At 65.8% G+C, this 26,496-nt stretch carries 28 protein-coding genes; 9 read left to right on the plus strand and 19 right to left on the minus strand.

What is annotated here, in order from left to right:
• Window position 1: 1 nt before the first annotated feature.
• Genes J2X92_RS27825 through J2X92_RS27850 form a run of 6 tightly spaced genes read right to left on the minus strand, consistent with a single transcriptional unit; the run spans window position 2 to window position 4,695 of the window.
• On the minus strand, window positions 2-955 hold the full coding sequence (locus J2X92_RS27825) for a sugar kinase (protein WP_307580836.1): 954 nt from the start codon (window positions 953-955) through the stop codon (window positions 2-4).
• Window positions 956-967: 12 nt separating this feature from the next.
• Entirely contained in the window at window positions 968-1,711 is a 744-nt protein-coding gene (locus J2X92_RS27830) for a sugar phosphate isomerase/epimerase family protein (RefSeq protein ID WP_307580837.1), read from the minus strand.
• Entirely contained in the window at window positions 1,712-2,467 is a 756-nt protein-coding gene (locus J2X92_RS27835) for an amino acid ABC transporter ATP-binding protein (protein ID WP_307580839.1), read from the minus strand.
• A 35-nt stretch (window positions 2,468-2,502) separates the two neighbouring features.
• A complete protein-coding gene (locus J2X92_RS27840) occupies window positions 2,503-3,300 on the minus strand; it encodes a transporter substrate-binding domain-containing protein (RefSeq protein WP_307580841.1) in 798 nt (265 codons plus the stop codon).
• A gap of 43 nt (window positions 3,301-3,343) precedes the next feature.
• Window positions 3,344-3,997, minus strand: coding sequence for an amino acid ABC transporter permease (locus tag J2X92_RS27845; RefSeq protein WP_307580843.1), 654 nt, complete (start codon window positions 3,995-3,997; stop codon window positions 3,344-3,346).
• A 26-nt stretch (window positions 3,998-4,023) separates the two neighbouring features.
• Complete coding sequence (locus tag J2X92_RS27850; RefSeq protein ID WP_021008077.1) at window positions 4,024-4,695, minus strand: amino acid ABC transporter permease; 672 nt, start codon at window positions 4,693-4,695, stop codon at window positions 4,024-4,026.
• A 148-nt stretch (window positions 4,696-4,843) separates the two neighbouring features.
• On the opposite strand from J2X92_RS27850, the gene J2X92_RS27855 reads away from it, so the two are divergent.
• Entirely contained in the window at window positions 4,844-6,565 is a 1,722-nt protein-coding gene (locus tag J2X92_RS27855; RefSeq protein WP_307580845.1) for a hypothetical protein, read from the plus strand.
• Between the two features lie 4 nt (window positions 6,566-6,569).
• Here the strand turns inward: J2X92_RS27855 and J2X92_RS27860 are convergent, their stop codons facing one another.
• Window positions 6,570-7,100, minus strand: a complete 531-nt coding sequence (locus tag J2X92_RS27860; RefSeq protein WP_307580847.1) for a cysteine hydrolase family protein — start codon at window positions 7,098-7,100, stop codon at window positions 6,570-6,572.
• 66 nt (window positions 7,101-7,166) lie between these two features.
• A complete protein-coding gene (locus J2X92_RS27865) occupies window positions 7,167-8,759 on the minus strand; it encodes an esterase/lipase family protein (protein ID WP_307580849.1) in 1,593 nt (530 codons plus the stop codon).
• A 204-nt stretch (window positions 8,760-8,963) separates the two neighbouring features.
• Between J2X92_RS27865 and J2X92_RS27870 the strand changes: the two genes are divergently transcribed.
• A complete protein-coding gene (locus J2X92_RS27870; RefSeq protein WP_307580851.1) occupies window positions 8,964-10,085 on the plus strand; it encodes an MBL fold metallo-hydrolase in 1,122 nt (373 codons plus the stop codon).
• Between the two features lie 15 nt (window positions 10,086-10,100).
• On the opposite strand, the gene J2X92_RS27875 is transcribed toward J2X92_RS27870, so the two are convergent.
• From J2X92_RS27875 to J2X92_RS27890, 4 genes are all read right to left on the minus strand, one after another.
• Window positions 10,101-10,289: a hypothetical protein gene (locus J2X92_RS27875; RefSeq protein WP_055805346.1), complete on the minus strand. Its 189-nt coding sequence runs from the start codon at window positions 10,287-10,289 to the stop codon at window positions 10,101-10,103.
• Window positions 10,289-12,682 carry a DNA topoisomerase IV subunit A gene (gene parC, locus J2X92_RS27880; RefSeq protein ID WP_307580853.1) on the minus strand — a complete coding sequence of 798 codons (2,394 nt, stop codon included), beginning with the start codon at window positions 12,680-12,682 and terminating at the stop codon, window positions 10,289-10,291. The genes J2X92_RS27875 and parC overlap by 1 nt, the downstream gene beginning before the upstream one ends.
• Window positions 12,683-12,773: 91 nt before the next feature.
• The gene (locus tag J2X92_RS27885) at window positions 12,774-13,661 is read right to left on the minus strand and encodes a lytic transglycosylase domain-containing protein (RefSeq protein WP_307580939.1); all 888 of its coding nucleotides are present in this window, start codon (window positions 13,659-13,661) and stop codon (window positions 12,774-12,776) included.
• Between the two features lie 26 nt (window positions 13,662-13,687).
• Window positions 13,688-15,685, minus strand: coding sequence for a DNA topoisomerase IV subunit B (locus tag J2X92_RS27890; protein WP_307580855.1), 1,998 nt, complete (start codon window positions 15,683-15,685; stop codon window positions 13,688-13,690).
• A gap of 209 nt (window positions 15,686-15,894) precedes the next feature.
• Here J2X92_RS27890 and J2X92_RS27895 point away from each other — a divergent pair, with 209 nt between their 5' ends.
• The 6 genes from J2X92_RS27895 (at window position 15,895) to J2X92_RS27920 (ending at window position 20,847) form a co-directional block, all read left to right on the plus strand.
• Window positions 15,895-17,118: an MFS transporter gene (locus J2X92_RS27895; protein WP_307580857.1), complete on the plus strand. Its 1,224-nt coding sequence runs from the start codon at window positions 15,895-15,897 to the stop codon at window positions 17,116-17,118.
• A 23-nt stretch (window positions 17,119-17,141) separates the two neighbouring features.
• The gene (locus tag J2X92_RS27900) at window positions 17,142-17,282 is read left to right on the plus strand and encodes a hypothetical protein (protein WP_307580860.1); all 141 of its coding nucleotides are present in this window, start codon (window positions 17,142-17,144) and stop codon (window positions 17,280-17,282) included.
• A complete protein-coding gene (locus J2X92_RS27905) occupies window positions 17,282-17,860 on the plus strand; it encodes a class I SAM-dependent methyltransferase (protein ID WP_307580862.1) in 579 nt (192 codons plus the stop codon). The genes J2X92_RS27900 and J2X92_RS27905 overlap by 1 nt, the downstream gene beginning before the upstream one ends.
• Before the next feature lie 43 nt (window positions 17,861-17,903).
• Window positions 17,904-18,830 (plus strand): 4-hydroxy-tetrahydrodipicolinate synthase, encoded by a 927-nt coding sequence (gene dapA, locus J2X92_RS27910; protein WP_370878318.1) that lies wholly within the window; start codon window positions 17,904-17,906, stop codon window positions 18,828-18,830.
• A gap of 143 nt (window positions 18,831-18,973) precedes the next feature.
• Window positions 18,974-20,065: an outer membrane protein assembly factor BamC gene (gene bamC, locus J2X92_RS27915; protein ID WP_307580866.1), complete on the plus strand. Its 1,092-nt coding sequence runs from the start codon at window positions 18,974-18,976 to the stop codon at window positions 20,063-20,065.
• A 5-nt stretch (window positions 20,066-20,070) separates the two neighbouring features.
• Window positions 20,071-20,847, plus strand: coding sequence for an MBL fold metallo-hydrolase (locus J2X92_RS27920; protein ID WP_307580868.1), 777 nt, complete (start codon window positions 20,071-20,073; stop codon window positions 20,845-20,847).
• A 105-nt stretch (window positions 20,848-20,952) separates the two neighbouring features.
• On the opposite strand, the gene J2X92_RS27925 is transcribed toward J2X92_RS27920, so the two are convergent.
• The 3 genes from J2X92_RS27925 to J2X92_RS27935 all read right to left on the minus strand — a co-directional run bounded on the left by J2X92_RS27925 (window position 20,953) and on the right by J2X92_RS27935 (window position 22,969).
• On the minus strand, window positions 20,953-21,228 hold the full coding sequence (locus tag J2X92_RS27925) for a hypothetical protein (protein ID WP_307580870.1): 276 nt from the start codon (window positions 21,226-21,228) through the stop codon (window positions 20,953-20,955).
• Between the two features lie 93 nt (window positions 21,229-21,321).
• Window positions 21,322-21,837, minus strand: coding sequence for a hypothetical protein (locus J2X92_RS27930; protein ID WP_307580872.1), 516 nt, complete (start codon window positions 21,835-21,837; stop codon window positions 21,322-21,324).
• A complete protein-coding gene (locus tag J2X92_RS27935; RefSeq protein WP_307580874.1) occupies window positions 21,827-22,969 on the minus strand; it encodes a cupin domain-containing protein in 1,143 nt (380 codons plus the stop codon). Before J2X92_RS27935 ends, J2X92_RS27930 begins: the two co-directional genes overlap by 11 nt.
• Window positions 22,970-22,983: 14 nt before the next feature.
• Between J2X92_RS27935 and J2X92_RS27940 the strand changes: the two genes are divergently transcribed.
• A complete protein-coding gene (locus J2X92_RS27940; RefSeq protein WP_055805319.1) occupies window positions 22,984-23,508 on the plus strand; it encodes an FKBP-type peptidyl-prolyl cis-trans isomerase in 525 nt (174 codons plus the stop codon).
• 89 nt (window positions 23,509-23,597) lie between these two features.
• Here the strand turns inward: J2X92_RS27940 and J2X92_RS27945 are convergent, their stop codons facing one another.
• The 4 genes from J2X92_RS27945 to coaBC all read right to left on the minus strand — a co-directional run bounded on the left by J2X92_RS27945 (window position 23,598) and on the right by coaBC (window position 26,389).
• The gene (locus J2X92_RS27945) at window positions 23,598-24,098 is read right to left on the minus strand and encodes an outer membrane lipoprotein (protein WP_307580876.1); all 501 of its coding nucleotides are present in this window, start codon (window positions 24,096-24,098) and stop codon (window positions 23,598-23,600) included.
• 160 nt (window positions 24,099-24,258) lie between these two features.
• On the minus strand, window positions 24,259-24,705 hold the full coding sequence (gene dut, locus J2X92_RS27950) for a dUTP diphosphatase (RefSeq protein ID WP_307580878.1): 447 nt from the start codon (window positions 24,703-24,705) through the stop codon (window positions 24,259-24,261).
• 2 nt (window positions 24,706-24,707) lie between these two features.
• Complete coding sequence (locus J2X92_RS27955) at window positions 24,708-25,166, minus strand: hypothetical protein (RefSeq protein WP_307580880.1); 459 nt, start codon at window positions 25,164-25,166, stop codon at window positions 24,708-24,710.
• Window positions 25,166-26,389, minus strand: coding sequence for a bifunctional phosphopantothenoylcysteine decarboxylase/phosphopantothenate--cysteine ligase CoaBC (gene coaBC, locus J2X92_RS27960; RefSeq protein ID WP_307580882.1), 1,224 nt, complete (start codon window positions 26,387-26,389; stop codon window positions 25,166-25,168). The genes J2X92_RS27955 and coaBC overlap by 1 nt, the downstream gene beginning before the upstream one ends.
• Window positions 26,390-26,496: the final 107 nt, after the last annotated feature.

A 26,496-nucleotide genomic window follows, 5' to 3' on the forward strand; every position in this document is an offset into this window, starting at 1 on the left:
GTCAGAGTCCTGCTTCTTCGAGTTGTGCGCGGCTGGGCAAGCCTTCAGTGTCGCCCAGAACCTGCACGGCGCGCGCACCGATCCAGGCACCGCGGCGCACGGCCTCGGGCACGCTCTTGCCTTCGAGCAATGCGCTTACAACGCCGGCCGCGAAGCCATCGCCCGCACCCACGGTGTCGATTACTTCCTTCACCGGAAAGCCGTCGACGCGGCCGGTGCCGGCCACGTCGCTGTCGTAGTAGGCGCCTTCGGCACCAAGCTTGACGACTACCAGCTTCGCACCGCGCTCGCGGTAGAAGCGCGCCACGTCTTCGGGCCTGGTGTGGCCCGTGAGCAGCAAGCCCTCCTCGATGCCGGGCAACACCCAGTCGGCGCGCGAGGCCAGCTCGTTGACCCAGTGGCGCATCGCTTCGGTCGAAGACCACAGCGTGGGCCGCAGGTTGGTGTCGAACGAGATCGTGCGGCCGGCCGCGCGCATCACGTCCATGCTCTTGAGCGCGGCCTGCAGGCTGCTGTCCGAGATGGCCGCGAAGACGCCGGTGGCGTGCAGGTGCCGCGCCGAACGCAGCCAGGCTTCATCGACATCGGCCGGGCCCATCTGGCTGGCGGCCGAGCCCTTGCGGTGATACTCAACGGGCGGGTCGCTGCCATCGGTGACGCGGCCTTTGAACTGGAAACCCGTGCGCTGCGACCCGTCGCAAATCACGTGCGAGCAGTCGATGCCCTCGGCCTTCATCGCCGCGATCAGGTAGCGTCCCATCGAGTCGGTGCCGAGCCGGCTGGCCCAGCCCACCTTGAGCCCCAGGCGCGCGAGGCCGATGGCCACGTTGGTCTCGGCACCAGCCGTGCGCTTGTGGAACGCCTCTGCGTTCTCCAGCGGACCGGGCCGGTCGGCCACCAGCAGCAGCATGGCCTCGCCAAACAGGGCAACGTCGAAAGCGATGGGTTCTGTCATGTGTGGTTCTGCCTACGCCCGTGCGGCGCGGATGAAGTCGATTTGCGTGCGCGTGGCGACCTGCAGGTCGTCGCCCACCAGGGGGTATTCGATGGCGTGCGGCACGTCGGCGGGCAACGCACGCAGCACGGCGCGCCACGGCGCAACCGAGTCGCCCAGCGGCACCGCCACCCACTTGTGCGGCAGGCGCTGCGCGCCCTTGCAATGCACGTAGCGCACGCGGCGGCCCAGCACCTCTGCGGCCTGCAAGGGACACTCGCCAACCCAGTGCCAGTTGCCCATGTCGAAGGTCATGCCCAGTTCGACGCCGGCCCGCTCAGCCGCATCGAAGAACGCCTGCAGCGCGGGAAGCGTGCCGGCGCGCACGGTCTGGTCGTTCTCGATCAGCAGCTCGACGCGGGTTTGCGAAAGCTCCACCTTCAGGCCCCAGAGCGAGCCGTGCGAAGAAGGCTGGAAATCGCCGATGGACATCTTGAGCCGCTTCGCACCGACTTGCGTCGCTGCGGCGATGCCGCGCTTGAGCGCAGCGCTGTCGAGCCAGCCGCCTTCGGCCCACAGGCCTTCGGGGCTGGAGTACACGGAAGCGAGACCCTTCAGCGCGGGCAATTCGGCATCCGCATCACGCAGCATCTCGCCGCGCACTTCAACGGAATTGGCACCCGCTGCCATTGCCAGCTGCGCACACCATAGCTGGCCGTGCCGCCCCACCTCGGCCGCGCCGAAGGACGACAGAGAAATCAAAACGGGAAAGGACATTCAGTGTGCTTGGTGGGAGCTGAGGATCTGGCCGAGGAATTGTCGCGTCCTTTCGTCCTTGGGATGGCCAAAGAAGTCGGCGGGCGGCGCCTGCTCCACGATTTTTCCGTCGGCCATGAAGATCACGCGGTCTGCCACGCTGCGGGCAAAGCCCATTTCGTGCGTCACGCACAACATGGTCATGCCGTCTTCGGCCAGGCCGATCATGGTGTCGAGCACTTCCTTCACCATCTCGGGGTCGAGCGCCGAAGTGGGCTCGTCGAACAGCATGATCTTGGGCGTCATGCACAGCGCGCGCGCAATGGCCACGCGCTGCTGCTGGCCGCCCGAGAGCTGGCTCGGGTACTTGTGGGCCTGCTCCGGAATGCGCACGCGCGCGAGGTACTTCATGGCCACCTCTTCGGCCTGTGCCTTGGTCATGCCGCGCGAACGCATCGGCGCAAGCGTGCAGTTTTCCAGGATAGTGAGGTGCGGAAAGAGATTGAACTGCTGGAACACCATGCCCACTTCGGCGCGCACCGCATCCACGTTCTTGCCGCCGGCCGTGAGGTCGATGCCATCCACCACGATGCGGCCCTTCTGCACCGTCTCGAGCCGGTTGATGCAACGGATGAGCGTGGACTTGCCCGAACCAGAAGGCCCGCAGATCACGATGCGCTCGCCCTGGCGCACTGACAGGTCGATGCCGGTCAACACCTGGAATTCACCGTACCACTTGTTGACCGCTTCCATGCGGATGATCGATTCCGTCGTCATGCCAGGATTCCTCGTTCTTCTTCAGCCTTGGCGGCTCACTGCATCTTGGGCAGGTCGGCCTGCAGCCACTTCTGGTAGAGCTTGTTGAGCTCGCCGTTGGCAGTGTTCTTCGCAACGAATTCATTGACGGCCTTGTGCAGGTCGTCCTGGCCCGGACGCATCGCGATGCCCATCGATTGCTGCACCAGCGTGAACTTGTTTTCGTAGGTCCCGGCGGGCACGCGCTTGGCGATTTGCGCGGCCACCGTCACCGAGCAGCCGATCGCATCGACCTGGCCGGAGATCAGCGCCTGCATGGCCGAGGCGTCGTCGTCAAAGCGGCGGATCTCGGTGCCTTCGGGCGCGGCCTTGGTCACGGCCACATCTTGCGTCGAGGCGCGGGCCACACCCACGCGCAGGCCCTTCAGGTCGCCCGTCGCCTTGATGGGCGTCTTGGTGGCGCCATACAGCACGATGGTGGCAGCGGCGTAGGGCTGCGAGAACTGCACCTGCTTGGCGCGCTCGGGCGTGATGGCCAGCGAGGCGACCAGCAGGTCGACCTTGTTGGTCAGCAGGAAGGGAATGCGGTTCGGGCCGGTCACGGGCACGATGTTGGCCTTGACGCCCCACTCCTTGGCCAGCAGCTTGGCCACGTCGGCGTCGTAGCCGTCGGGTTGGTTCTGCACATTGGTGGTGCCGTAGGGTGGAAAGTCGACCAGCATGCCGATGGTGATCTCGCCCTTCTTCTTGATGTCGGCGACTGACTGTGCCGAGGCAAAGGGGGCGAACACGGTGAGCGCGGCGCCAAGGCCAAGGGCTGCCAGCGCAACGCGGCGGGTGGTGGTACGGGTCATGATGTGTCTCCGGGAAAAGAAAGAAAGCGGCGAGAAAGAGGAATCAGCGGGCCAGGGCCTGCGCGCGCCTGCGCTCCATGCGGGCGGCAAGCAGCGACAGCGGCCAGCAGATCGCGAAGTAGATGGCGGCCACCACCGAGAACACGACGAGCGGCTGGAAGGTGGCGTTGTTGATGATCTGGCCCGCGCGGGTGATCTCCGCAAAGCCGATGATGGCCGCGAGCGAAGTGCCCTTGATGATCTGCACCAGGTAGCCCACCGTGGGCGCCAGCGCGATCTTGAAGGCCTGCGGCAGCACCACGTCGCGCATGCGCGCGCTGTACTTGAGGCTCAGCGCCTCGGCCGCCTCCCATTGGCCGCGCGGGATGGCCTGGATGCAGCCGCGCCAAATCTCGCCCAGGAAGGCGGCGCTGTTGAGAACCAGCGCCACGCCCGCGGCAATCCACGGGTTGATGTCGAGCCCGAGCACCGGCGCGCCGAAGAAGATCAGAAACAGCTGCAGCAGCAGCGGCGTGCCCTGGAAAATCTGGATGAACACCGTCGACACGGTGCGTGCCCAGGGCGAATCGGAGGTGCGCATGAGTGCGACGGCCAGCCCCAGGACCGCGCCCCCAATGAAGGCAATGGCAGACAGCGCCAGTGTCCACTTGGCCGCTTCGAGAATGAAAAGGAATTCGGGAAAGCCGAAGGTACGCATGATTGTTGTGCTCCGCGCGTGGCCTGTTACCGGCGGTCCGGGTAGTTGAGCGTGCGCTTGTAGATGAGCTTGAACAGCGCCGAGAACGCCAGCGCCAGTGCCAGGTAGATGGCAGCCACCACGATGTAGATCTCGAAGCTGCGGAAGGTCTGCGACTGCAGGTTGGCGGCCACCGAAGTCAGGTCGTCGGCCGAGATGACCGACACCACGGCCGAGCTCAGCATCAGCAATATGAACTGGCTCGTGAGCGCGGGGTAGATGGCCTTGAGCGCGGGCTTGATGATCACGAAGCGGAAGATTTCCCAGGGCTTCAGGTTGAGCGCCCTGCCCGCCTCGATCTGCCCCTTGGGAATCGACTCGATGCCCGCGCGGATGATCTCGGTCGCATATGCGCCCAGGTTCACCACCATGGCCACCAGCGCAGCTGTTTGCGGCGACCAGCGGAGGCCGATGGCCGGCAATGCAAAGAAGAAGAAAAACAGCTGCACGAGGAATGGCGTGTTGCGGATCACCTCGATGTACGCATTGACGATGAAGCGCAGCCAGCCTGGCCCCGATGTCTTGCCCCAGGCGCAAAAGATGGCGACCACCAGGCCCAGCAGCGTGGCGACCAGGGAGAGCTGGATGGTGATCCAGGTGCCCTTGAGCAGCAGCGGCCAGGCAGCGAATACGGCGTCGAATTGAAACTGGTAGTTCATGGGTGCGGCATCGGGCGCGACAGCCACGGCAGTGGCCGCGCGCATGCCTCGAAAGCAAGGCTTGCAGCTTATATGAAACCGGTTTCAGCCCTACCTAGGGATTCCCCTAGGTCAGTCTTTTGACAGCCCTTCTGCCTACACTCACGCGATGCTGAATACTTCCGAGGCTCCCGTCCGCGCAGAGGCAAACGCATCCTTGGCGGGCGCTTATGCGCCGCCTGCCGTGCAGCATTTCAGGCAGGCTCTGCTCTGGCCCCTGCGGCTGATGCCGGCGCCGGACGACAAGCCCTCGCACCACGGTCCCTGGCACGTGCTGCGCGAGATGGGCGATGCCTCGCCATGGCGCGAAGAGATCGATGAATACACCGGCGACAGCAGCCGCTTTCATGAACGGCACTACAACGAGTTCGTGAGCTTCCTGCCGTATGTGCAGCGCTTTCTCTACGGCGAGGGCCGCTCCAAGAGCAAGGGCGGCAATGAAGACGGCCACGGCGGCGATTCGCCGATGCGCGTCTTTCGCCGCCACGACATTGCGGCGGTGCGCGTGGTGGCGCAGGCCGGCGATGCACCCATCACGCTCGACGTGGTGCATTGCGACCTGTATTTCTTCTTCGACATCGACGTGGTGATGCTCAACCTCGAAGTCGGCGCGGACCACCTGAGCCTCGCGCAGGCGCAAGACCTGCTCTATCGTTTCGGCCGCGCATATCCGGCCGGCTGGAACGCCGATGGCGGCGCGCTGCATTGCATGTCCAGCGTCGAATGGCTGGCTGCCGACGGCAGCGTGCTCGCGCGTTCGGATGCGCAGCAGCGAGAAGCTTTTCTTTCGCACGTGGCCCAGCACCGCGCGCCGCGCATCTCGGCCCACTGGGCCTACCTGATGCAGCCGCTGGTGAGCGATCATTCGGAGGACCCGGGCGTGCTGCGCTTCCGCCAGATCGAGTACTACCGCATGCCGGTGATGGCCTACCTTTCGCTGGACGATCCCAAGCGCCTCTCGCGCAACGACTTCATCCGGCTCGGGCTGGTCACAGGCGCTGCCGAGGCCGATGCGGCGCAGCAGGCGCACCTGCCCTATGCCGACCAGCATCTGGCCGATTTCGAAAAGCGCTATTGCTACGACCGCTTCTGGGTCGATGCGGGCGCGGCGCCCAACACGCGCTATTTGTGCAACGGCCACGCGCTGATCGTGGTGGGCGATGCGCGCTCAGAGTTCTTTTGCTGCCGCGACCGCGGCGTGCTCGCGCAGTTCAGGCACCAGCACTTCTTGCTGTTCCTCATCGCGCACTTCCAGAAGGCCTCGCTCCTGATGTTCTCGGACCAGCTGGTGGAAGCACTCAAGCGGCTCGACATCCGCAGCACGCCGAGCGTGAAGCAGTTCAAGCGCGCCATTCGCGGAAGCTTCGAGCGCTTTCTGCGCTTCACGCACCGCTACTGGTTCCACGAGATCTCGGAACAGGCGCAGGTGCGCGCGCTGTCCCACATGTGCACCGCGCATCTCGGGCTCGATCCCCTCTACGACGAGGTCAAGGCACGCATCGCCGACATGAACACCTATCTCGATGCAGACAGCCTGCGCCGGCAAGCCAGCACCGTGGTGCGGCTCACGGTGGTTACGCTGTTCGGCCTGATCGGCACCGTGACGACGGGTTTTCTCGGCATGAACCTGCTGGCCGAAGCCGAGGCGCCGCTGTGGCGCAAGGTACTCTGGTTCGGCGTCGTCTTCGTCTTCACCACCTGGCTCACCATCTACACCATGGTGAAGTCGCAGCGTCTGTCGGACTTCATCGATGCGCTGTCGAACGACCGGCTGAGCTTCAAGGGCAAGCTGGCCGCGCTGGCGCGGGTGTGGCGGCCGGGCTCGGACTGATCGATCAGAAAGCGATGTCGGCCGAGGGAACCGCGCGGATCGGCACGCCGAAGCTCGCGATGTCCGACAGCGTAGTGTTGTGGTGCGCGCGAATGAAGGCGCCCGTGGCGTGCGGCTTGTCATGCGAGGTGTGCGCATCGGCCGCGAGCACCACTTCAAAACCCAGCGCGGCGGCGCGGCGCGCGGTGGTATCCACGCAAAATTCCGACGAGTAGCCGCAGATCACCACGCGCTGCACTCCTTGCCCAGCCAGCAAGGCTTCGAGCGGCGTGCGCAGGAAAGAGTCGGGTGTGGTCTTGCGGATCTTCGTGTCGCCCGCATCGACGTGCAACGCATCGGCCAACTGCCAGCGTTCCGAGTCGAACTCCAGGTCGACGTCGTTCTCATGCTGGATGAAGGCCACCGGCACGCCCGCAGCGCGTGCCCGTTCGGTGAGCGCATTGATTCGCTGCACGACTTCGCCGGCCTCATGAGGGCGAGGCGGATCGTCACAGAGGCCACGCTGCATGTCGATGACGAGAACGGCAGTTTTCATGATGGATGGAAAGCAGGACCTTGGATGGCCGAGTATGGCCCCGCGGCCCGCTTTCGGGGTGCCCTTTCAACTCCAGGCGCTCACCTCGAGCCGCACCTTGCCGCTGATGCCCGGCGCCGCCGGTGCCGCGCCCAGGCTGGAAAGCGGCACGATGAACTGTAGCTTGCCGTTGGCCAGCTGCTTCGGGCTGATCGGAAGCGACGCCTGGCCCGCGGTGTCAGTCTGCCAGCCGTACTTGACGTTCCAGTTCTGCGCCGGGTCGTCCGCCCGCGGCGGCGCGATCTCGACGACCAGCGTGTCGCGGAACAGCGAACTGCCTTCGTAGTGGCCGTCGAGCCAGAACTTCTTGTTCACTTGGTAGTCCGGCACGCGCACGCCCAGCGTCATGGCGTAGGCCAGCGTGGGTCGGTCCTGCTTCACGCGGGCCTTGTTGGCCAGGAACACGGTCGATAGATAGATCGAGCGGCGCTCGGGCTTTTGCGGGTCGGTCAGCTCCTTGTGCGTGCGGCAGGCGGGCGAGTCCTCTTCGGCCACGCGGCGGCTCAGGTACCAGCGCTTGCCGCGTGGCGAGGCGAGCAGCTCGATCTGGTAGAGCGCGTCCACGTCGGCATCCTTCGGCAGGTCGGGCGGCAAGGTGACGCCGTCGACTTCGAACCAGAGATCGACGCGCACGTCGCCGAACAGAAAACGCACGAGGTTCTGGTAGGCCTCCTCGGAATTGACGATGCCGAAGTAGCCCGAGTGCGAACGAAACGCGTAGGCCGTGGCCACGGGCTTGCTGCGTTTCAGCTCGTCGATGGACCAGAGCGAGGCATTCTCGATGCGCACCAGCCCGTCGCTGCCGTGACCTGCGAACATGCGCGACAGGCCCTTGGCCGCTTCATAGTCGCCGCGGTTGGAGCCCACCATGCAGAAGAAGCGTTCGGCCGGGAAGGCCGAGGCCGGCAGGTAGTCCATGCGGCCGTCGACGGGGGCCGTGTCCAGGAATTCCGACATCCTCTCGCGATTGAAGGTATTCATCTCATTGGCCGTGAGCCAGGCCGGCACATTGACGCCGCCCATGTCGATGCCGTTGTGAGGCGTGGCATAGGTGAACACCTTGTCGACGCAGGCGCGCGCCGCCGCATCGCCGAGCGCCGGGTTCTGCAGGAAGGCTCGCACCACGAGGCCGCCCATCGAATGCGCCACCAGGTAGCAGCGGAAGTCCGCAGGCGAGAAGGCGGCGCCCTCCCGCTGCGCCACCAGGTCGCGCACGCGAAGGATCAGCTTGCTCAAACCCTGCGCGTAAATCTTCACGTCGCGCGACTTGCCATCGCCCAGCAACTCCGAGCCGCTGTCGTAGTAGCGGTAGATCACGATGGATGCGGCCGGAATGCCGTCCACGTCCTTGCCGGTTTCGTCGGGCGACGGCTTCCAGTCGTTGTCGAGAATGTCCAGGCCGTTCTGGTAGACGCTCTGGTACTGGTAGTCGGCCAGGAGGCGCACCACCGGGGACTCGAAGACGAACTTCTGCGCGGGCGCCTCCTTCTTGACGGTGGCGCGGTACACGGTGGAGCCCACGTTGAAGCCGCAGAACGGGTCGGCCGCCGTGTCGTCGCGCTCGGCCTCCGTCATGGCGTAGCCACGCACGTAGATGATGGGATAGCGGTTGCTGCTCATGGTATGTGCGCCTTTCCGTAGCCCGCGAAGCGTGGCGCTTCGCAGTGTGCCGGGCCATGCCGCCGCCATCCATAGAACGCATGGCATACGACAGGTGGCGGGCCGCGCAAATGCCCCTTTGCGCCGAATGTTTCTGCCGCTGAAACCATTCGGCGCGGCGCGCGGGCTAAGCTCGCGCCGCAAAAACCAGAACACGCACGAGCCATGAACGACGTTGCCCAGCCCTCGAATCTCCTCCAGCGCGGCTTCCGCCGCTGCGGCACCTTGCTGTTCGCGGCCAGCTGCACGCTGGTGGCCGCCTGCACAAGCAACAGTGGATGCGGAGCACGCTACGACGCATCGCCGCAGTTCAAGGGCTGCACCTTTCAAAATCTGCCGAACCCGGAAGTCAAGCCCTCCGCCAGCGCATGGCGCATCTGGTCGCGCTTCATCGTCGGCAGCAAGGTCGACACCGTGCCGGTCGATCCGATTCCCGTGCGCATGCTGAGCACGGCCGACCTGGACGCGCTCGACACCAAGGCCAACCACGTGGTGCGGCTCGGCCATTCGTCGCACCTGCTCAAGCTGCAGGGCAAATACTGGCTGATCGACCCGGTGTTCAGCGAGCGGGCGTCGCCGTTCAGCTTCGCCGGGCCCAAGCGCTTTCACAAGCCGCCGCTCACGCTGGAGCAGCTGCCGCCAATAGAAGGCCTGATCCTCTCGCACGACCATTACGACCACCTCGACGTGGCCACCATCGAGTACCTGGCTCAGCGCGTCCAACGCTACTTCGTCCCGCTGGGCGTGCGTGCGCGGCTCGTGGCCATGGGCGTGCCCGCGGAGCGCGTGACCGAGCTCGACTGGTGGCAAGGCGGCGAACACGACGGCGTGAAGCTCACCGCTACGCCAGCGCAGCACTTCTCGGGCCGCACGCTGACCGACCGCGACCGCACGCTGTGGGCCTCATGGGTGGTGCAAAGCGGCGAGCAGCGAATCTTCTACAGCGGCGACTCGGGCTATTTTTCGGGCTTCAAGCAGATCGGGGAGCGCTTCGGCGGCTTCGATCTGGCACTGATGGAAAACGGCGCCTACGACGCCTACTGGCCCGCGGTGCACATGACGCCCGAACAGAGCGTGCAAGCATTTGAAGACCTGCGCGGCAAGGTGCTCTATTCGGTGCACAACAGCACCTTCGACCTCGCCTTCCACACTTGGCACGATCCGCTCGATCGCATCGCGGACCTGTCAGAAGCCAAGAAGATCGAACTGGCGACGCCGGTGATCGGTGAAGTGCTGACTGTAGGCAAGGCGCGCACCAACGAGCGCTGGTGGCAGGGCCTGCACTGAGGCCTGCAACAGCCTCTAATTGCGTTCTTTGCGCTCGCGCGCCCGGCGCTGCTGCCGGGTTTCGTTGGCCTGCGCCGCGATGCGGTCCTTCTCGCGCTGCTTGGCCCCGCGCTTCATGCGCATGCGGCGGCCGAACCAGAAGCTGGCAAGGCCGGTGACCACCGCAATGAAGAGGCCGATGACGCTGATGTCGATGCCGCCCATCACAGCACCCGCACGATGCTGGCCGGCTTGAAGCCGAGGTCGGCCGCCTTGCCTTTGCGCGCACGGCTGCCGCGCGCGTTGTTGAGCGTGCGGATCTCCAGCGTCTCGTCGCGCTCCTTGCCGCCGCGGCCGATGCCTTCGATCTTCACGCTGCGCGTGTAGGCCGCGGCGCCCGCCAGCGTGTCCTTCGCTTCCAGGTCGATCAGGGTGAGGCCGCGGCCGCCCTTGGGCAGGCTCTTGAGTTCGGTGATGTCGAAGGTCAGGATGCGGCCGCCAGTCGAGGCGCAGGCCACGTGCGTGGCCGCCGGCATCGGCTCCGCGCCGCTCGCGCCGCCCACCACCGACGGTCGGCAGAGTTGCTCGCCCTCGCCCACGTCGATGAAGGCCTTGCCGCCGCGCTGGCGCGACATCATGTTCTCGACCGTGGCGATGAAGCCGTAGCCGCCCGTGTTGGCCAGCAGCACGCTCGCGCCCACCGGCCCCGCGAAGAAATGCGTGACGTGCGTGCCGGCATCGAGTTCGATGAGCGTGGTCACGGGTTGGCCGTCGCCGCGCGCGCCGGGAAGCGAGGCCACGGGCACGGTGTAGACGCGCACCGTCTTGTCCTTGGCGGAGCCGAACACGAGCAGCGTGTCGACGCTACGGCACTCGAAGGCGCCGTAAAGGGCGTCGCCGGACTTGAAGCTGTACTCGGGCGCTGCCGCGCCGTTGGCGCCGTTCTTCTCGCTGGGCCAGCCCTTCTGCGCGCGGACCCAGCCCTTCTGTGACACGATCACCGTGACCGGCTCGTCGACCACCTTGACTTCGGCCACGGCGCGCTTTTCGGCCTGGATCAGCGTGCGGCGCGGATCCGCGAAGGTCTTGGCATCGGCTTCGATTTCCTTCACCAGCAGGCGGCGCAGGGCCGCTGGACTGCCGAGGATGTCTTCAAGCTTTTTCTGGTCTGTGCGCAACTCGTCGAGTTGCTGCTGAATCTTGATGGCTTCTAGCCGAGCAAGCTGCCGCAGCCGGATTTCAAGGATGTCTTCCGCCTGCACTTCGGAGAGATTGAAGCGCGCAATGAGCGCAGCCTTCGGATCTTCCGCCGCTCGGATGATCGCTATCACCTCGTCGATATTGAGCAGCACCAGCTGCCGGCCTTCGAGGATGTGGATGCGGTCCAGCACCTTGTTCAGGCGGTGCCGCGAGCGCTTCTCGACGGTGATCTCGCGGAACGCGATCCACTCGTTGAGCATCTGTCGCAGCGACTTTTGCGTGGGCTTGCCGTCGATGCCCACCATGGTGAGGTTGATGGGCGATGAGGTTTCGAGCGAGGTCTGCGCGAGCAGCGTGGTGATGAACTCGTCCTGGCTGATGCGCGAGGTCTTGGGTTCGAACACCAGGCGCACGGCAGCGTCCTTGCTGGATTCGTCGCGCACCACGTCGAGCACCGAGAGCATCGCGGCCTTCAGCTGGGTCTGCTCGGCGCTGAGCGCCTTCTTGCCGGCCTTGACCTTCGGGTTGGTGATTTCCTCGATTTCCTCGAGCACCTTCTGCGTGCTGACACCGGGCGGAAGCTCGTTGACCACGAGCTGCCATTGGCCGCGCGCAAGGTCTTCAATCTTCCAGCGCGCGCGCACCTTGAGCGAGCCGCGACCGGTGCGGTAGGCGTCGGCAATGTCGGCCGGGCCGCTGATGATCTGGGCGCCGCCGGGGTAATCGGGGCCGGGCACGATCTGCAGCAATTCCTCGTCGCTGAGCTTGCCGTTCGCCTTGATCAGCGCCACGCAGGCATCGGCGATCTCGCGCAGGTTGTGGCTTGGGATTTCGGTGGCCAGACCCACGGCGATGCCGCTCGCGCCATTGAGCAGCGTGAACGGCAGGCGCGCGGGCAACAGGCGCGGTTCTTCGGTGCTGCCGTCGTAGTTGGGAATGAAGTCGACCGTGCCTTCGTCGATCTCGTCGAGCAGCAGGCTGGTGATGCGGGCCAGGCGCGCCTCGGTGTAGCGCATGGCCGCGGCGCCGTCGCCATCTCGGCTGCCGAAGTTGCCCTGGCCGTCGACCAGCGGATAGCGCTGCGAAAAATCCTGCGCCATGCGCACCAGCGCGTCGTAGGCTGCCTGGTCGCTGTGCGGGTGAAAGCGGCCGAGCACGTCGCCCACTACGCGCGCGCTCTTGACGGGCTTGGCACCCACGGTGCCGTTGGTGCCGCCAAAGCCCAGGCCCATGCGCGACATCGAATAGAGGATGCGCCGCTGCACCGGCTTCTGGCCGTCGGACACGTCGGGCAGCGCGCGGCCCTTGACCACGCTGAGCGCGTATTCGAGATAGGCGGTTTGTGCGTAGTCGGCCAGCGTGAGGGTGGTGTCGCCGTCGGTGGGACCCTGGAGATCGAGCGGAGGTTGGGAGTCCATGGAGAAGAGAAAAAGAAAAACAGTTGTCGGGCCGCGCGCCTTTTATGCGCTCAACCCAGTGATCGGCGACGAAAACGCGGATGCGGCATGTTCAGGACAGCGGCACTTCCGCCGCGCCGTCCGATACCGTCGGCTGCTCGGGCATTTCGGGCATGGTCGGCATGCCGGTGGGCGAATCGGGCGGCAGGTTGCCACGGCCAAGAGCGCCGCCCTTCGGCACCGTGAGCTCCATGCGGATGCGCCCCGGCGCCTTGCCGCCGCGCGCGTTGCTGCCGCCGCCGCCCAGTCCCGCCGAAGGCTTGAGATACGCATAGAGCTGCAGCACCGTCTGAACGTAGTTCTGCGTTTCCTTGTAATTAGGAATCTTGTTGCCTGCACGCTGCACGGCACCCTCGCCGGCGTTGTAGGCGGCCAGCGCCAGTTCGATCTGGCCCGGGAACATGGCGATCAGGTCTCGCAGGTAGCGCGAGCCGGCGGCGATGTTGATGCGCGGATCGAACAGCTTCTTTTCGATGCTGCTGCGCTTGTCCGCCGAGACGCCGTAGCGCTGCGCGGTGCCCGGCATGAGCTGCATGAGCCCCATCGCGCCCTTGGGCGAAACGGCCTGCGCGTCGAAACCCGACTCGGTGGCGATCAGCGCCTGCAGCAATTCGTAGTCGATCGAATGCTTGTCCGCCGCATCGCGCAGCGCGGCCTTCGCGGTCTTGTAGCTGGGCGAGGCCTCGAAAAGAGCGAGCAAGGTCTGCGACGCTTGGGGCACCTTTCCGTCGAGCTTGCGCCCGCCGCGTCCGAACGGCGCCACGCCCTGCGAGGTGTCAAAGCTCTGCCCGCGGCGAAAGAAGATCTGGTAGCGCTCGTCGATCTTTTCCGCGGCGAAATGGGCCACGCCCTTGCTGTCGATGTAGCCGTAGATGTCAGCGGCGTGCGCCAGCCCGTGCTGCGTGCAGAGCAGCAGCAAGGCCAGGAACAACGGACGCATGAAATCTGAGATTTTCACGAGAGTGGTCAAACATCGATGTCGACATCGTCGGCGCGCAGTTCCATCAACTCGCGCCGAGCCGCTGCCTCGCCCTTGCCCATGAGCTTGGTGATCTCCCCTTGGGTGGACGTGAAGTCGAAGCGCCCCAGCTGAACCTTCATCAGGCGCCGGGTGTCCGGATTGAGCGTGGTTTCCCACAATTGTTCCGCGCTCATCTCGCCCAGGCCCTTGAAGCGGCTGATGTTCCAGGCGCCTTCGCGCACGCCGTCCTTGCGCAGTTTATCCAGGGTGGCAGTCAGTTCGCCCTCGTCGAGCGCATAGACCTTGGAAGCCGGTTTCTTGCCCCGCGCCGGTGCGTCCACCCGAAATAGTGGCGGCTTTGCGACATACACATGGCCCGCTTCGATGAGTTTCGGAAAGTGTCGGAAGAACAGCGTGAGCAGCAGGACCTGGATGTGCGAGCCATCCACGTCGGCATCGGAGAGGATGCAGATCTTGCCGTAGCGCAGGCCGCTCATATCGGGCGAGTCGTTGGGGCCGTGCGGATCGACGCCCACGGCCACCGAGATGTCGTGGATTTCGGTGTTGGCGAAGAGCCGGTCGCGTTCAACCTCCCAGGTGTTCAGCACCTTGCCGCGCAAGGGCAGGATGGCTTGGCTCTCTTTGTCGCGGCCCATCTTGGCGCTGCCGCCGGCCGAGTCGCCCTCGACCAGAAAGACTTCGTTGTGGCTGATGTCCTTGCTCTCGCAATCGGTCAGCTTGCCGGGCAGCACTGCCACGCCGGAGCCCTTGCGCTTCTCGACTTTCTGGCCCGCGCGCTGGCGCGTCTGCGCGGCCTTGATGGCCAGTTCGGCGAGCTTCTTGCCGTAATCGACGTGCTGGTTGAGCCACAGTTCGAGCGCGGGTCGCACGAAGCTCGACACCAGCCGCACCGCATCGCGCGAGTTGAGCCGTTCCTTGATCTGGCCCTGGAACTGCGGGTCGAGCACCTTGGCGCTCAGCACGTACGAAGCGCGCGCGAACACGTCTTCGGGCAAGAGCTTCACGCCCTTGGGCAGCAGCGAGTGCAGTTCGATGAAACCCTTCACCGCCGTGAACAGGCCGTCGCGCAGGCCGCTTTCATGCGTGCCGCCGGCGCTGGTGGGAATCAGGTTGACGTAGCTCTCGCGCACCGGCTGGCCGTCTTCGGTGAAGGCCACGCACCAGTCGGCGCCCTCGCCTTCGGCGAAGTTGTCGGCGTTCTTGTCGGCATGGCCGCTGCCTTCGAACAACGGAATCACCGGGTCGCCGCTCAGCGTCTGCATCAGGTAGTCGCTCAGACCGCCCTTGTAGAGCCACTGCTGCGTTTCCTTGGTCTTCTCGACCGTGAGCGTGACGCTCACGCCCGGCATCAGCACGGCCTTGCTGCGCAGCAGGTGCGTGAGTTCGCTCATGGGCAACGCGGCGGTCTCGAAATACTTGGCGTCGGGCCAGGCGCGCACGGTGGTGCCCTGGCGGCGCTCGCCGGCTTCGAGCTTGCGGATTTCGAGCGCCTCGATCACGTCGCCGGCACTGAAGGCCAGCTTGGCCACCGAGCCTTCGCGGTGGGAAACGACCTCGAGCCGCTTTGAAAGCGCATTGGTCACCGACACGCCCACGCCGTGCAAGCCGCCCGAGAAGCTGTAGGCGCCGCCCGAGCCCTTGTCGAACTTGCCGCCCGCGTGCAGGCGGGTGAACACCAGTTCGACCACCGGGGCCTTTTCTTCGGGGTGCAGCCCGAACGGAATGCCGCGGCCATCGTCTTCGATGCTCACCGAGCCGTCGGTGTGCAGGGTGACCTTGATCTTCTTGCCGTAGCCCGCCAGCGCCTCGTCGGCCGCGTTGTCGAGCACTTCCTGGATGATGTGCAGCGGGTTGTCGGTCCGGGTGTACATGCCCGGGCGCTGCTTCACGGGCTCCAGGCCCTTGAGCACGCGGATGGAACCTTCCGAATAGCCCGAGGACGCGGACGATGGGCTGGGGGGAGTCTTGAGGGGAGTCGCCATGGGGGCGGATTGTAGTCAGTCGAATCCAAATGACTGGATACCCATACAGCAGCATCGTCCGACCGCAGCTCCATGCCATCGAATTTCGACGGCGGTCGCAACTCTCGTTCGCTTTGATGCCTGGAGCGCATCAAAGCACCCGCCATAAATCATCAATGGCTTGGAGCCCCTTCGACTGCCAAGGGATGCAAGTCGCTACATTCGACGCCATGCAAGCCTCCGCTCCCACTCTCTCGGTCAAGCAGGTGCTGATCTGCGGCGCCATGATCGTCACGCTCTCGATGGGCATTCGCCATGGCTTCGGCCTGTGGCTGCAGCCGATCACGCAGGCGCAGGACTGGACCCGCCAGACCTTCTCGTTCGCCCTGGCAGTCCAAAACCTCTCGTGGGGCATCTTCGGTGTGTTCGCGGGCATGGTGGCCGACCGCTTCGGCGCGTTCCGGGTCCTGATCGCGGGCACGGCGTTCTATGCGCTGGGCCTGCTGGGCATGGCGTATTCGCCCACGCCGCTCTTGTTCACGCTGAGCGCTGGCGTGCTGATCGGCGCTGCGCAGGCGGGCACCACCTATGCCGTCGTCTACGGCGTGATCGGGCGCCAGATTCCGGCTGAGCGGCGTTCGTGGGCCATGGGCGTGGCGGCGGCGGCAGGCTCGTTCGGCCAGTTCCTGATGGCGCCCATCGAGGGCCGCCTGATCGGCCACCTGGGCTGGCAGACCGCGCTGGCCGTGGTGGCGGTGCTGGCGCTGGTGATCGTGCCGCTGGCCTTCGGCCTGCGCGAACCGCAGCGCGAGGCACTGGCTGGGCACCGTGACCAATCGGTGCTGCAGGCGGTGGGCGAGGCCTTCCGCTACCCGAGCTTCGGGCTGCTGATGGCCGGGTATTTCGTCTGCGGCTTCCAGCTCGCGTTCATCGGCATCCACATGCCGACCTACCTGCGCGACCAGCGCCTGGCGGCCGACGTGGCGGGCTACGCGCTGGCGCTGATCGGGCTTTTCAACGTCTTCGGCACCTACACGGTCGGGCTGCTAGGGCAGAAGCTGGCCAAGCGCAAGATCCTGGCGGCCATCTACTTTGCGCGGGCGGTGTCCATCATGCTGTTCCTGCTGGTGCCGATTTCACCGCTCAGCGTGTATGTGTTTTCTGCGGCCATGGGCTTTCTCTGGCTTTCGACCGTGCCTGCCACCAATGCGATCATCGCGGGCATCTTCGGGGTGTCGCACCTGTCGATGCTCAGCGGCTTCGTGTTCCTGAGCCACCAGGTGGGCTCGTTCATCGGGGTCTGGCTCGGCGGCTACCTGTATGACACCACCGGCAGCTACGACATCGTCTGGTACATCGCCATCGCCCTGGGCGTGTTCGCGGCGCTGATCAATCTGCCGGTCAAGGAAGGTGCCATTGCGCGCGGCACGGCGCCGGCCGCCGTTCCCGGCTGAGCATAGAGAGAATGGAAACTGACATGACTTCGCAGACGCGCCATCGCCTCCTACACGCCGGCTCGCTCGCCGCGGCGCTGGCGGTGCTGGGCGGCGTTTTCGCGCTCTACGTCCATCCGAGCTTTCTCGTGACGCTGGTTGACCAGGTCTGGTCCTGCTTTTGATGGCCACGAAAGAAGACGTCTCGAGCCTTCACGCCGGCCTGGCGCCGTCGGAATGGATCGTGCGTTGGTCGCACCTTCTGGCGCCTGGCGCCACCGTGCTCGACGTGGCTTGCGGCCACGGGCGGCACATGCAGTGGTTCGCGGCGCACGGGCACGCGGTCACGGGCGTCGATCGCGCTCCAGAGGCCACGGAAGCAGCGAGCGCCTACGGCCGCACCCTGACCGCCGACATCGAGTCCGGCCCCTGGCCCTTTGCCGGTCAGGCTTTCGGCGCGGTGGTCGTCACCAATTACCTGTGGCGGCCGCGCATGGCCGACATCGTGGCCGCGGTCACGCCGGGTGGCGTGCTGCTCTACGAAACCTTTGCGGCCGGCAACGAAAGCGTGGGCAAGCCCTCGCGGCCGGACTTCCTGCTGCAGCCGGGCGAACTGCTGGCCGCCTGCCGGGAGCTGCGCGTGGTGGCCTATGAAGACGGCTTTCTGGACGAGCCGCCACGCTTCGTCCAGCGCATTGCCGCCGTGCGTGCCGGCGCGGCCGATCCGGCCCAGCCCGCACGCCATCCGCTGCGGGGAAACTGACCCCACCGGGGGGCCGGTTTCCGCCGACCCCGGAGTCAGTAGAATCGGCGCTTTCGTCCACCGACAGAGAGATTCCCCCTTGGAGCAACTGACAGGCAGCATCGTCGCTCTCGTCACGCCGATGCACGACGACGGCAGTGTCGACTATCCCGCCCTGCGCCGGCTGATCGATTGGCACATCGACGAAGGCACCGACTGCCTCGGCGTGGTCGGCACCACCGGCGAATCGCCCACGGTCGACGTGGAAGAGCATTGCGAAATCATCCGCGTGGCGGTTGAGCAGGCCAAGGGCCGCGTGCCCGTGATGGCCGGCTGCGGCGCCAACTCGACCAAGGAAGCCATCGAGCTCGCCCGCTTCGCCAAGGGCGTGGGCGCCGATTCGCAGCTGCAGGTCGTGCCCTACTACAACAAGCCGACGCAAGAAGGCCAGTACCAGCACTTCAAGGCCATTGCCGAAGCCGTGGGCGACCTGCCCACCGTGCTGTACAACGTGCCCGGCCGCACCGTGGCCGATATGGCGCACGACACCGTGCTGCGCCTCGCGCAGGTGCCGGGCATCATCGGCATCAAGGAAGCCACCGGCAACATCGAACGCGCGCAGTGGCTGATTCGCGATCTGCCCAAGCACTTTGCCGTGTATTCGGGCGACGACCCCACCGCCGTGGCCCTCATGCTCTGCGGCGGCCAGGGCAATATCAGCGTCACGGCCAACATCGCGCCGCGCAAGATGCACGAGCTGTGCGTTGCGGCCATTGCGGGCGACGTGCGGCGCGCCATGGAGATCCAGTTCGAGCTCATGCCGCTGCATCGCCACCTGTTCGTCGAGCCCAACCCGATCCCGGTCAAGTGGGCCATGTCCAGGCTCGCACTCTGCGGCGGCACGTTGCGGCTGCCGCTCACCGAGCTGGCCGAATCCAACCGGCCCGTGGTCGAGGCTGCCCTCCGCGCCACCGGCCTGCTCAAGGGCTGAGCCGTTCCGCCGCTCCTCCAACCCCCACCTCTTTTTCGCCTGCCGCATCAAGGTCAAGCAACCTTTTGCCCGAACCGTGCTCAGAGAGTGCGGGCAATGCGGCCCCTAGATAGACCGAACCCATTCCAACAAGGAAGACGACGTTGAAGAACCTTTCGCACATCTCGCGATTCGCACTGCTGGCAATCGTTGTCAGCCTCGCCGCCTGCTCCGTCCTCGAGAGCGACAAGATCGATTACAAGAGCGCCGGCAAGGCACCGACGCTCGAAGTTCCGCCTGACCTCTCGCAGCTCTCGCGCGAAAACCGCTATGCGGTGCCGGGCGGCGCGGTCACGGCCAACGCCTACCAGGCCGGCGTTGCCAACGCCCCGGGCGTTCCGACCGCGGTGGCCAACATCGGCGACGTGCGCATGGAGCGCTCGGGCACACAGCGCTGGATCGTCATCAACCGCGCACCCGACCAGCTCTGGGATCCGGTGAAAGACTTCTGGCAGGAAAGCGGCTTTCTCCTGACCACCGAGCAGCGCAATCTCGGCATCATGGAAACCGACTGGGCCGAGAACCGCGCCAAGCTGCCGCAGGACATCATCCGCGGCACGCTGGGCAAGCTGGTCGATTCGGTCTATTCGACCGGCGAACTCGACCGCTTCCGCACCCGCCTGGAGCGCACGCCCACTGGCACCGAGATCTTCATCAGCCACCGCGGCATGCAGGAGGTCTACAACAACAGCCGCCAGGACCAGACCGTGTGGCAGCCCCGCCCGAGCGATCCTGAACTCGAAACCGAATTCCTGCGCCGCCTGATGGTCAAGCTAGGCGTCTCGCAAGAACAGTCGAAGATCCTGGCCGCCACCACCGCGCCGACCAAGACCGCCACCGTCGCTTCCGTGAGCGGCCAGCCCGTGGTGCAGATCAGCGAAGGCTTCGACCGCGCATGGCGCCGTGTGGGCCTGGCACTCGACCGCACCGGCTTCACCGTGGAAGACCGCGACCGCACCGCCGGCATCTACTACGTGCGCTACGTGACCCCCAACCCCGACAAGAAGGAACCCGGCTTCTTCGGCAAGCTGTTCAGCAGCTCGAGCAAGAACGAGGCGCCGATCAAGTTCCGCATTCTCGTGAAGGGCGGCCAGGGCGAGAGCACCACCGTCTCGGTCCTGAACGAATCCGGCGCGCCCGAAACCTCGGCCAACGCACAGCGCATCGTCCAGGTCATTGCCGACGACCTGAAGTAACCCGCATGCTCCGCTTCCGAAGCCTCGGCAGCGGCAGCACGGGCAACGCCGCGCTGGTCGAAGCGACCAGCGGCGGGCGCACCTCGCGGCTCCTGGTCGACTGCGGCTTTGGTTTGCGGCAGCTCGATCTGCGGCTCGCCAAGGCGGGTCTCGCGGCCAGCGACATCGACGCGATCTTCGTCACCCACGAGCACGGCGACCACATCGGCTGCGCCCATTCGCTCTCACGCCGCAACCGCATTCCGGTCTGGATGAGCGAAGGCACATGGCTCGCCACGGGCGGCCGGGATTTCGAAGGCCGACTCAATCTGGCTCGAGACGATTCGGAGTTCGCAGTCGGAGATATCGCGGTGCAGCCCTTTACCGTGCCGCACGATGCGCGCGAGCCGCTGCAGCTGCGATGCTCCGACGGCGCCCGCACCCTGGGCGTGCTCACCGATCTAGGCCATGCCACGGCCCACGTACTTTCCAGGCTCAGCGGCGTGCATGCGCTGCTGCTCGAGTTCAACCACGACAGCGAGCTGCTGGCCAACTCGGCCTATCCGGCATTTCTCAAGTTGCGCGTTGGCGGCAAGCATGGCCACCTATCGAACATGGCGGCCGCGGACATTGCACGCGCGGTGCGCCACGAGGGTCTCCGCCATGTGGTCGCGGCGCATCTGAGCGAACAGAACAACCGTCCCGAGATCGTGCGGCGCCTGATGGCCGACGCCCTTGGCGGGCACGAGGCCGAGATGCTCACGGCCAGTGCGTCGGAAGGCTCGCCCTGGCTGGACGTCTGAGGGCGCGGTCCGCCCTGCTTCTTCAGAGCACCATGCAAAAAGCCGCCCGAGGGCGGCTTTTTGCCGGACGCACGAAACGCACGAAACGCCCTAAGCTGACCTCGCCTACTGCTTGGGCGCTTCGTTCTTCTTGGCAGCCTCGGTCGCCGCATTGGCCGCGTCCAGGGCCGATGAGGCCGCCGGCGAAGGCGCCGTGGCCGCGGAACCGGTCGACGGCGCCGGTGTCACCACAACAGCAGGCGGCGGCGGAGGCGCAGGCTCGGTCACCGGAGCGGGCGGAGGGGTCACAACGACCGGCGCGGCATCCTCTTTCTTGCCGCAAGCCACGAGTGCGGCGGCGGCGATCAACGAAGCGAGCAGGACGGATGACGACTTTTTCATGGAAACTCCTTTGGCAATGGATATCTGAACGAAAAAATTCTAGACCCGCATCACCGCTGGTTTATGTCTCACAGCCCCATTCGCGGCATTGGCTTACAAGCCCAGTGTCGATGCCGGAAACGCCGGCCGCCCCGCCCGCCACGTCTCATCGATGGTTTCGCGGAGTTCGCGCCGCGCACGCGGATCGAAGCCGCACACGCCGCGGCTGCGCTCGGGATCGGCACGGTGGGCAAACCACTCGGGGGTCCAGATGGCGCTCGGCACCCCCGGGCTGCCCGCTGCCGGCCGGACCGCCCTGCATTCGATGATGTGGTCCCACATGCGCCGCCACGGCACGAGGCGCGTGTGGGCACGCTCGATGACGTCGAAGCGCTGCGCCAGCAGAAGGAAGCGGCGGCCCGTGGCCGACCAGGCCTGGAGCGCCTGGATGCTGGCCCGGTCCCCTAGCGGCCAGTCGGCAAAGTCTGGGTCGCTGAGAACCAGTTCTTTCCAGCCCTGCCGCGCCGCGTTCTCGAGCGCGATGCGCACGATGCCGTCGAAGGCCTCGCGGCCATCGAAGCGGCCTTCGGGCAAGGCGGGCTCCACAGGCACTGGTGTGTCACTCGGCATGCACCCACCCCGCTTCGCACCACTCGGCCAGCAACGCGAGCGCGCCTTCGCTCGCGCGCGAGAGCTCGCGCGGACCGAGCGCGCGCCGGTCGGCCAGCCGCCGCATCAGCGTGGCATCGGCCCCGCCCGCGCGAAAGCTCTCGCCATTGATGTAGAGGTGCCGCGCGTCGTAAAGCATGCGCGTACGCCGGTCGAGCATCACGCGGTTCAATGCATCCGGCGCTTCGGTGCCCTCGTCGAACCAGACATTGGCCTTGGGCTCCGTGAGCGATTCGCCCAAGGCACGGTCAATTGCATCGGGGTCGCGCAGCGCGGCATCGACGGCCTTGCGCGCAAAGGCCTGCAGCGCGGCCGGCATGGCGGCTGGCGCGTCGACCGCGGGCTGCGACGGATCGCGATAGCGAGCCAGCTCGGCCGGGCCCGCATCTTCGAGCGCTTCCGAATAGGCCTGCGCCATGCGGGACAACAGGTCGGCGCCAAGCTCGCCCACTGCCGACGACCGCAGGCCGATGGAGCAGGTCATGCAGTCGTCACCGACCGCCACGCCATCGTGCGCATAGCGTGGCGGCAGATAGAGCATGTCGCCCGGCTCCAGCACAAAGCTTTGCTCGGGCTCGAAATGCTCGAGGATCTTGAGCGGCACGCCCTGCTGCAGGCGCAGGTCGCTCTGCTTGCCGATCGACCAGCGCCGCGTGCCCTGCGCCTGCAGCAGAAACACGTCGTAGCTGTCGAAATGCGCCCCTACGCCGCCCTGATCGCTCGCGTAGCTGATCATCAGGTCGTCCAGCCGTGCGTCGGGCAGAAAGCGGAACTGCTGCAGCAATGCATTCACGCCATCGTGATGCAGGTCGACGCCCTGCACCAGCAGGGTCCATGCGGGCTGCTTCAGCGGCGGCAGCGCACGCCGTGCGAGCGGCCCGTGCTTGAGCGTCCAACCGGCCTTGCCATGTCGGATGAGGCGCGATTCCACGTCCTCACGCTCCGCCAGGGCAAACAGCGCGCTCCGATCGATCGGTGGCACCATGGCGGGAATGGCCTGGCGCACCAGCAACGGTTTTTTCTGCCAATACCGCCGCATGAACTGCGCGGCGCTCAGGCCGCCGAGCAACGGCAGCGGTTGTGTAGTCTCCATGGGAGAATTCTGCAATGGAAATCTCTGAACAATGCGTGGTCGGCCTGACCTGGACGATGAAAGACACTCTGGGCGAAGTGTTGGACGTGCTCGACGAACCGGTGGAATTCATGGTTGGGGGCGATGACCTCTTCGACGTGATCGAAGCCGCCCTGCAGGGCCACGAGCCCGGCGCCCGGGTGCAATTGCAGCTCGAGCCCGAGCAAGGCTTCGGCGACTTCAACGACCAGCTGCTCTTTCTGGAGCCGCGCTCGCTGTTTCCCGAAGGCACCGAGGAAGGCATGACCTTCGACGGCGCCGCACTGCCCCAGGGCGTGAGCGACGCCATGCCCAAGGACGTGATCTACACCGTGGCCGAAATCTACCCGGAGCACCTGGTGCTCGACGGCAACCATCCGCTCGCGGGCATCGCAATCCGGCTCGACATCACGGTGCGCTCTGTTCGCGAGGCGACCGAAGAAGAGGTCGGCAGCGGTACGGCCGGTACAGCTTTTTTCAAGGTGCCTCCAACGGCGCCCGGCAACGATCTGCTGCACTGACCTCAAGGCGGGCAAACCGCGACAGCCAACAACAAAAAGCCGGGCACTGCCCGGCTTTTTGTTGCTTGCGATAGCTGCCCGTGGGCAGATTACATGCGCGAGATCTGCCCGTTGTCGATGCGCACGCGGTCACCGATGCGCAGGTCGCCCGGGTTCTGCACGTCGAAGGCGCGATAGCCGCCGCGGTCGGTCTGCACCGAAATGCGATAGCTCTCGTAGGCGCGGGGGCCGTTGCGCTGTGCCTCGATGGTGTTGCCCAGCAGTGCACCACCCACGATGCCCAGGGCGGTGGCCGCGGCGCGGCCGCTGCCATGCCCGAATTGGTTGCCCACCACGCCGCCGACGACACCACCCGCCACGGCGCCACCGCCCGTGGTGCCGGTGCCACCGGTCTCGCTGCGCAGCACTTCGATGTTGGCAACGTGGCCGTATTCGACATACGCCGCTTCCTGGTACTGCACGGCCTGTGGCGGCGCCTGGTAAGGGTAGCGTGTGGTCTGGTAGACCGGCGCGGGAGCGACGCAGGCCGTGAGCGTGGCGATCGCCAGCGCGGAAGCGCCGATGGAAATGAAGCGCGTTGAAATTTTCATGTTGAAGGCTCCTCGAGAATTGGGGTGCATCCAGATGCACCAAGCCTGTGTCTAACGCCTTTCCCGCAGCGGGGATGACGCCTGACACACACCGAAACGTAGGAGCAGGCCGCGAACTTCGCGGTTCCGATCTTTACCGGCCCGATACGAGGGCAATCGGTCAGTGCTTGCCTGTGGACCCGTAGCCGCCTTCGCCGCGTTGCGAGGCTGCAAATTCTGTGACCACTCGAAACTGCGCCTGCACCACCGGCACGATGACGAGCTGCGCGAGCCGTTCCATCGGCTGGAGCACAAAAGGCGTGTCGCTGCGGTTCCAGGCGCTGATCTTCAGTTCGCCCTGGTAGTCGCTGTCGATCAGGCCGACGAGGTTTCCGAGCACGATGCCGTGCTTGTGACCAAGGCCCGAGCGCGGAAGGATCATTGCCGCATAGGCCGGGTCGCCTAGGTGGATCGCGATGCCGGTGCCCACGAGCTGCCAGCCGTTGGGCTCCAGCGTGATGGGTGCATCGAGGCAGGCCCTGAGGTCGAGGCCCGCGCTGCCGGGGGTGGCATAGGCGGGCAATTGATCCACCATGCGTGGATCGAGGATTCGGACGTCTACTTTCACTTCTACTTGCCTTGCTTGTGTTGCTGTTCTCTTTGCTTGCGGGCGGCTTCCTCGAGCACCTGCTGCCACTTGGCGACACCAGGTGAAAGCTTCAGGCCCTTCAACTTGCTTGCGAGCCAGAGGGCCGCACCAGCCAGGAACACCAGCACGACGGCAGACACGCCGGCCGACCACAGCGCCAGGAGGACGAGCGCGCCCACCACGCCCATGATCTTGAGCACCGCAGGCGGGAACGCTCCTAAACCTGGTGCCGAGGTATCGCCATTCGAGGATTCGCGTCGTTGCGCCGCCGCAGCTGCGTGGCCCTGCGCGCCCGGTGCACCCGGCGCAGGGGTCATGCCTACGTCGAGCCCATGGTCGCCTTCGTGCGCCGCCCGCTTGGGCAATGCCGCCTGGGCCGAAAGCCGTTCCACGTAGCTGGCGAAATCGCCATTGGGCGGGGTGTTCCATTGGGGATTCATCAGACCCTCCAGTCGGGCAGGCGGGCGGCGATCTCGGTCATGAGTTCGCGCGCCAAGGTGAGCTTGGGCGCACGCGGCAATTCGCGCGTGCTCTTTGCGTCCACCAGCAGCAGCGCATTGTCGTCCTGGCCGAATGTCAGCGGCCCGATGTTTCCGACCAGGAGCGGAATGCCCTTGCGCTCGCGCTTGGCCTTGGCGTGCTCGACGAGGTTCTCGCTCTCGGCCGCGAACCCCACGCAGAACAGCTTGCGCGCCTGTGCGCGCTCGCTCTTGGCCACGGCCAGCAAAATGTCTGGGTTCTCGACGAAGCTGAGCACCGGCGTCTTGCCGCTGCCGTCCTTCTTGATCTTTTGTTCGCTGTGGGTTGCGGGCCGCCAGTCCGCGACAGCTGCCGTCGCTATGAAAATGCTAGCGGAGCGCGCCGCCCGCAGGGTCGCTTCGAGCATGTCTGCTGCGGAAAGCACGTCGATGCGGCTCACCCCGCGTGGGGTGGGCAGGTGCACCGGGCCAGCCACCAACGTCACTTCGGCGCCGGCCTCGTGGGCGGCGCGCGCAATGGCAAAACCCATCTTGCCGGATGAATGGTTGGTGATGCCGCGAATCGGATCGAGCGGCTCGAAGGTGGGTCCGGCGGTCACGAGCAGCTTGTGCCCCGCAAGCAGCTTGGGTGCGAAGAAGGTCGTGATGTCCTCGAGCAGCTGCGCCGGCTCCAGCATGCGCCCGTCGCCGGTTTCGCCGCAGGCCTGCCAGCCGCTGCCCACGCCCAGCACCGTGGCACCGTCAGCTGCCACCTGCATCAGGTTGCGCTGGGTGGCGGGATGCGCCCACATCTCGCGGTTCATGGCGGGTGCGATCAAAAGAGGCACGCGGTCCACCGGACGGGCCAGGCACATCAGGCTCAGCAGTTCGTCTGCCCTTCCCTGCACCAGCCGAGCGATGAAGTCGGCGCTGCACGGCGCGAGCACGATGGCATCGGCCTCGCGGCTCAGGTTGATGTGCGGCATGTTGTTGGGCTCGCGCGCGTCCCACTGCGAGGTGTAGACCGCGCGCCCCGACAGCGCCTGCATCGTGACCGGCGTGATGAACTGCTCGGCTGCCTCGGTCATGACCACCTGTACCGTGCCGCCAGCCTTCACGATCAGGCGGCACAACTCGGCCGATTTGTAGCAGGCGATGCCGCCAGTGAGGCCCAGGACGATGTGTTTGCCGGCGAGATCTTGCATATCGCAGAAGTGTAATGACACAGCCCCCACGCAGGGGCCGCGTGCACGGCCGTCCGAAGCCGCCAATGCGCCCCCAGAAGAGCGAAGGAGAAGCGCGCAGGTGCGCG

This window comes from Variovorax paradoxus (assembly GCF_030811855.1).
Taxonomy (GTDB): Bacteria; Pseudomonadota; Gammaproteobacteria; order Burkholderiales; family Burkholderiaceae_C; genus Variovorax; species Variovorax paradoxus_L.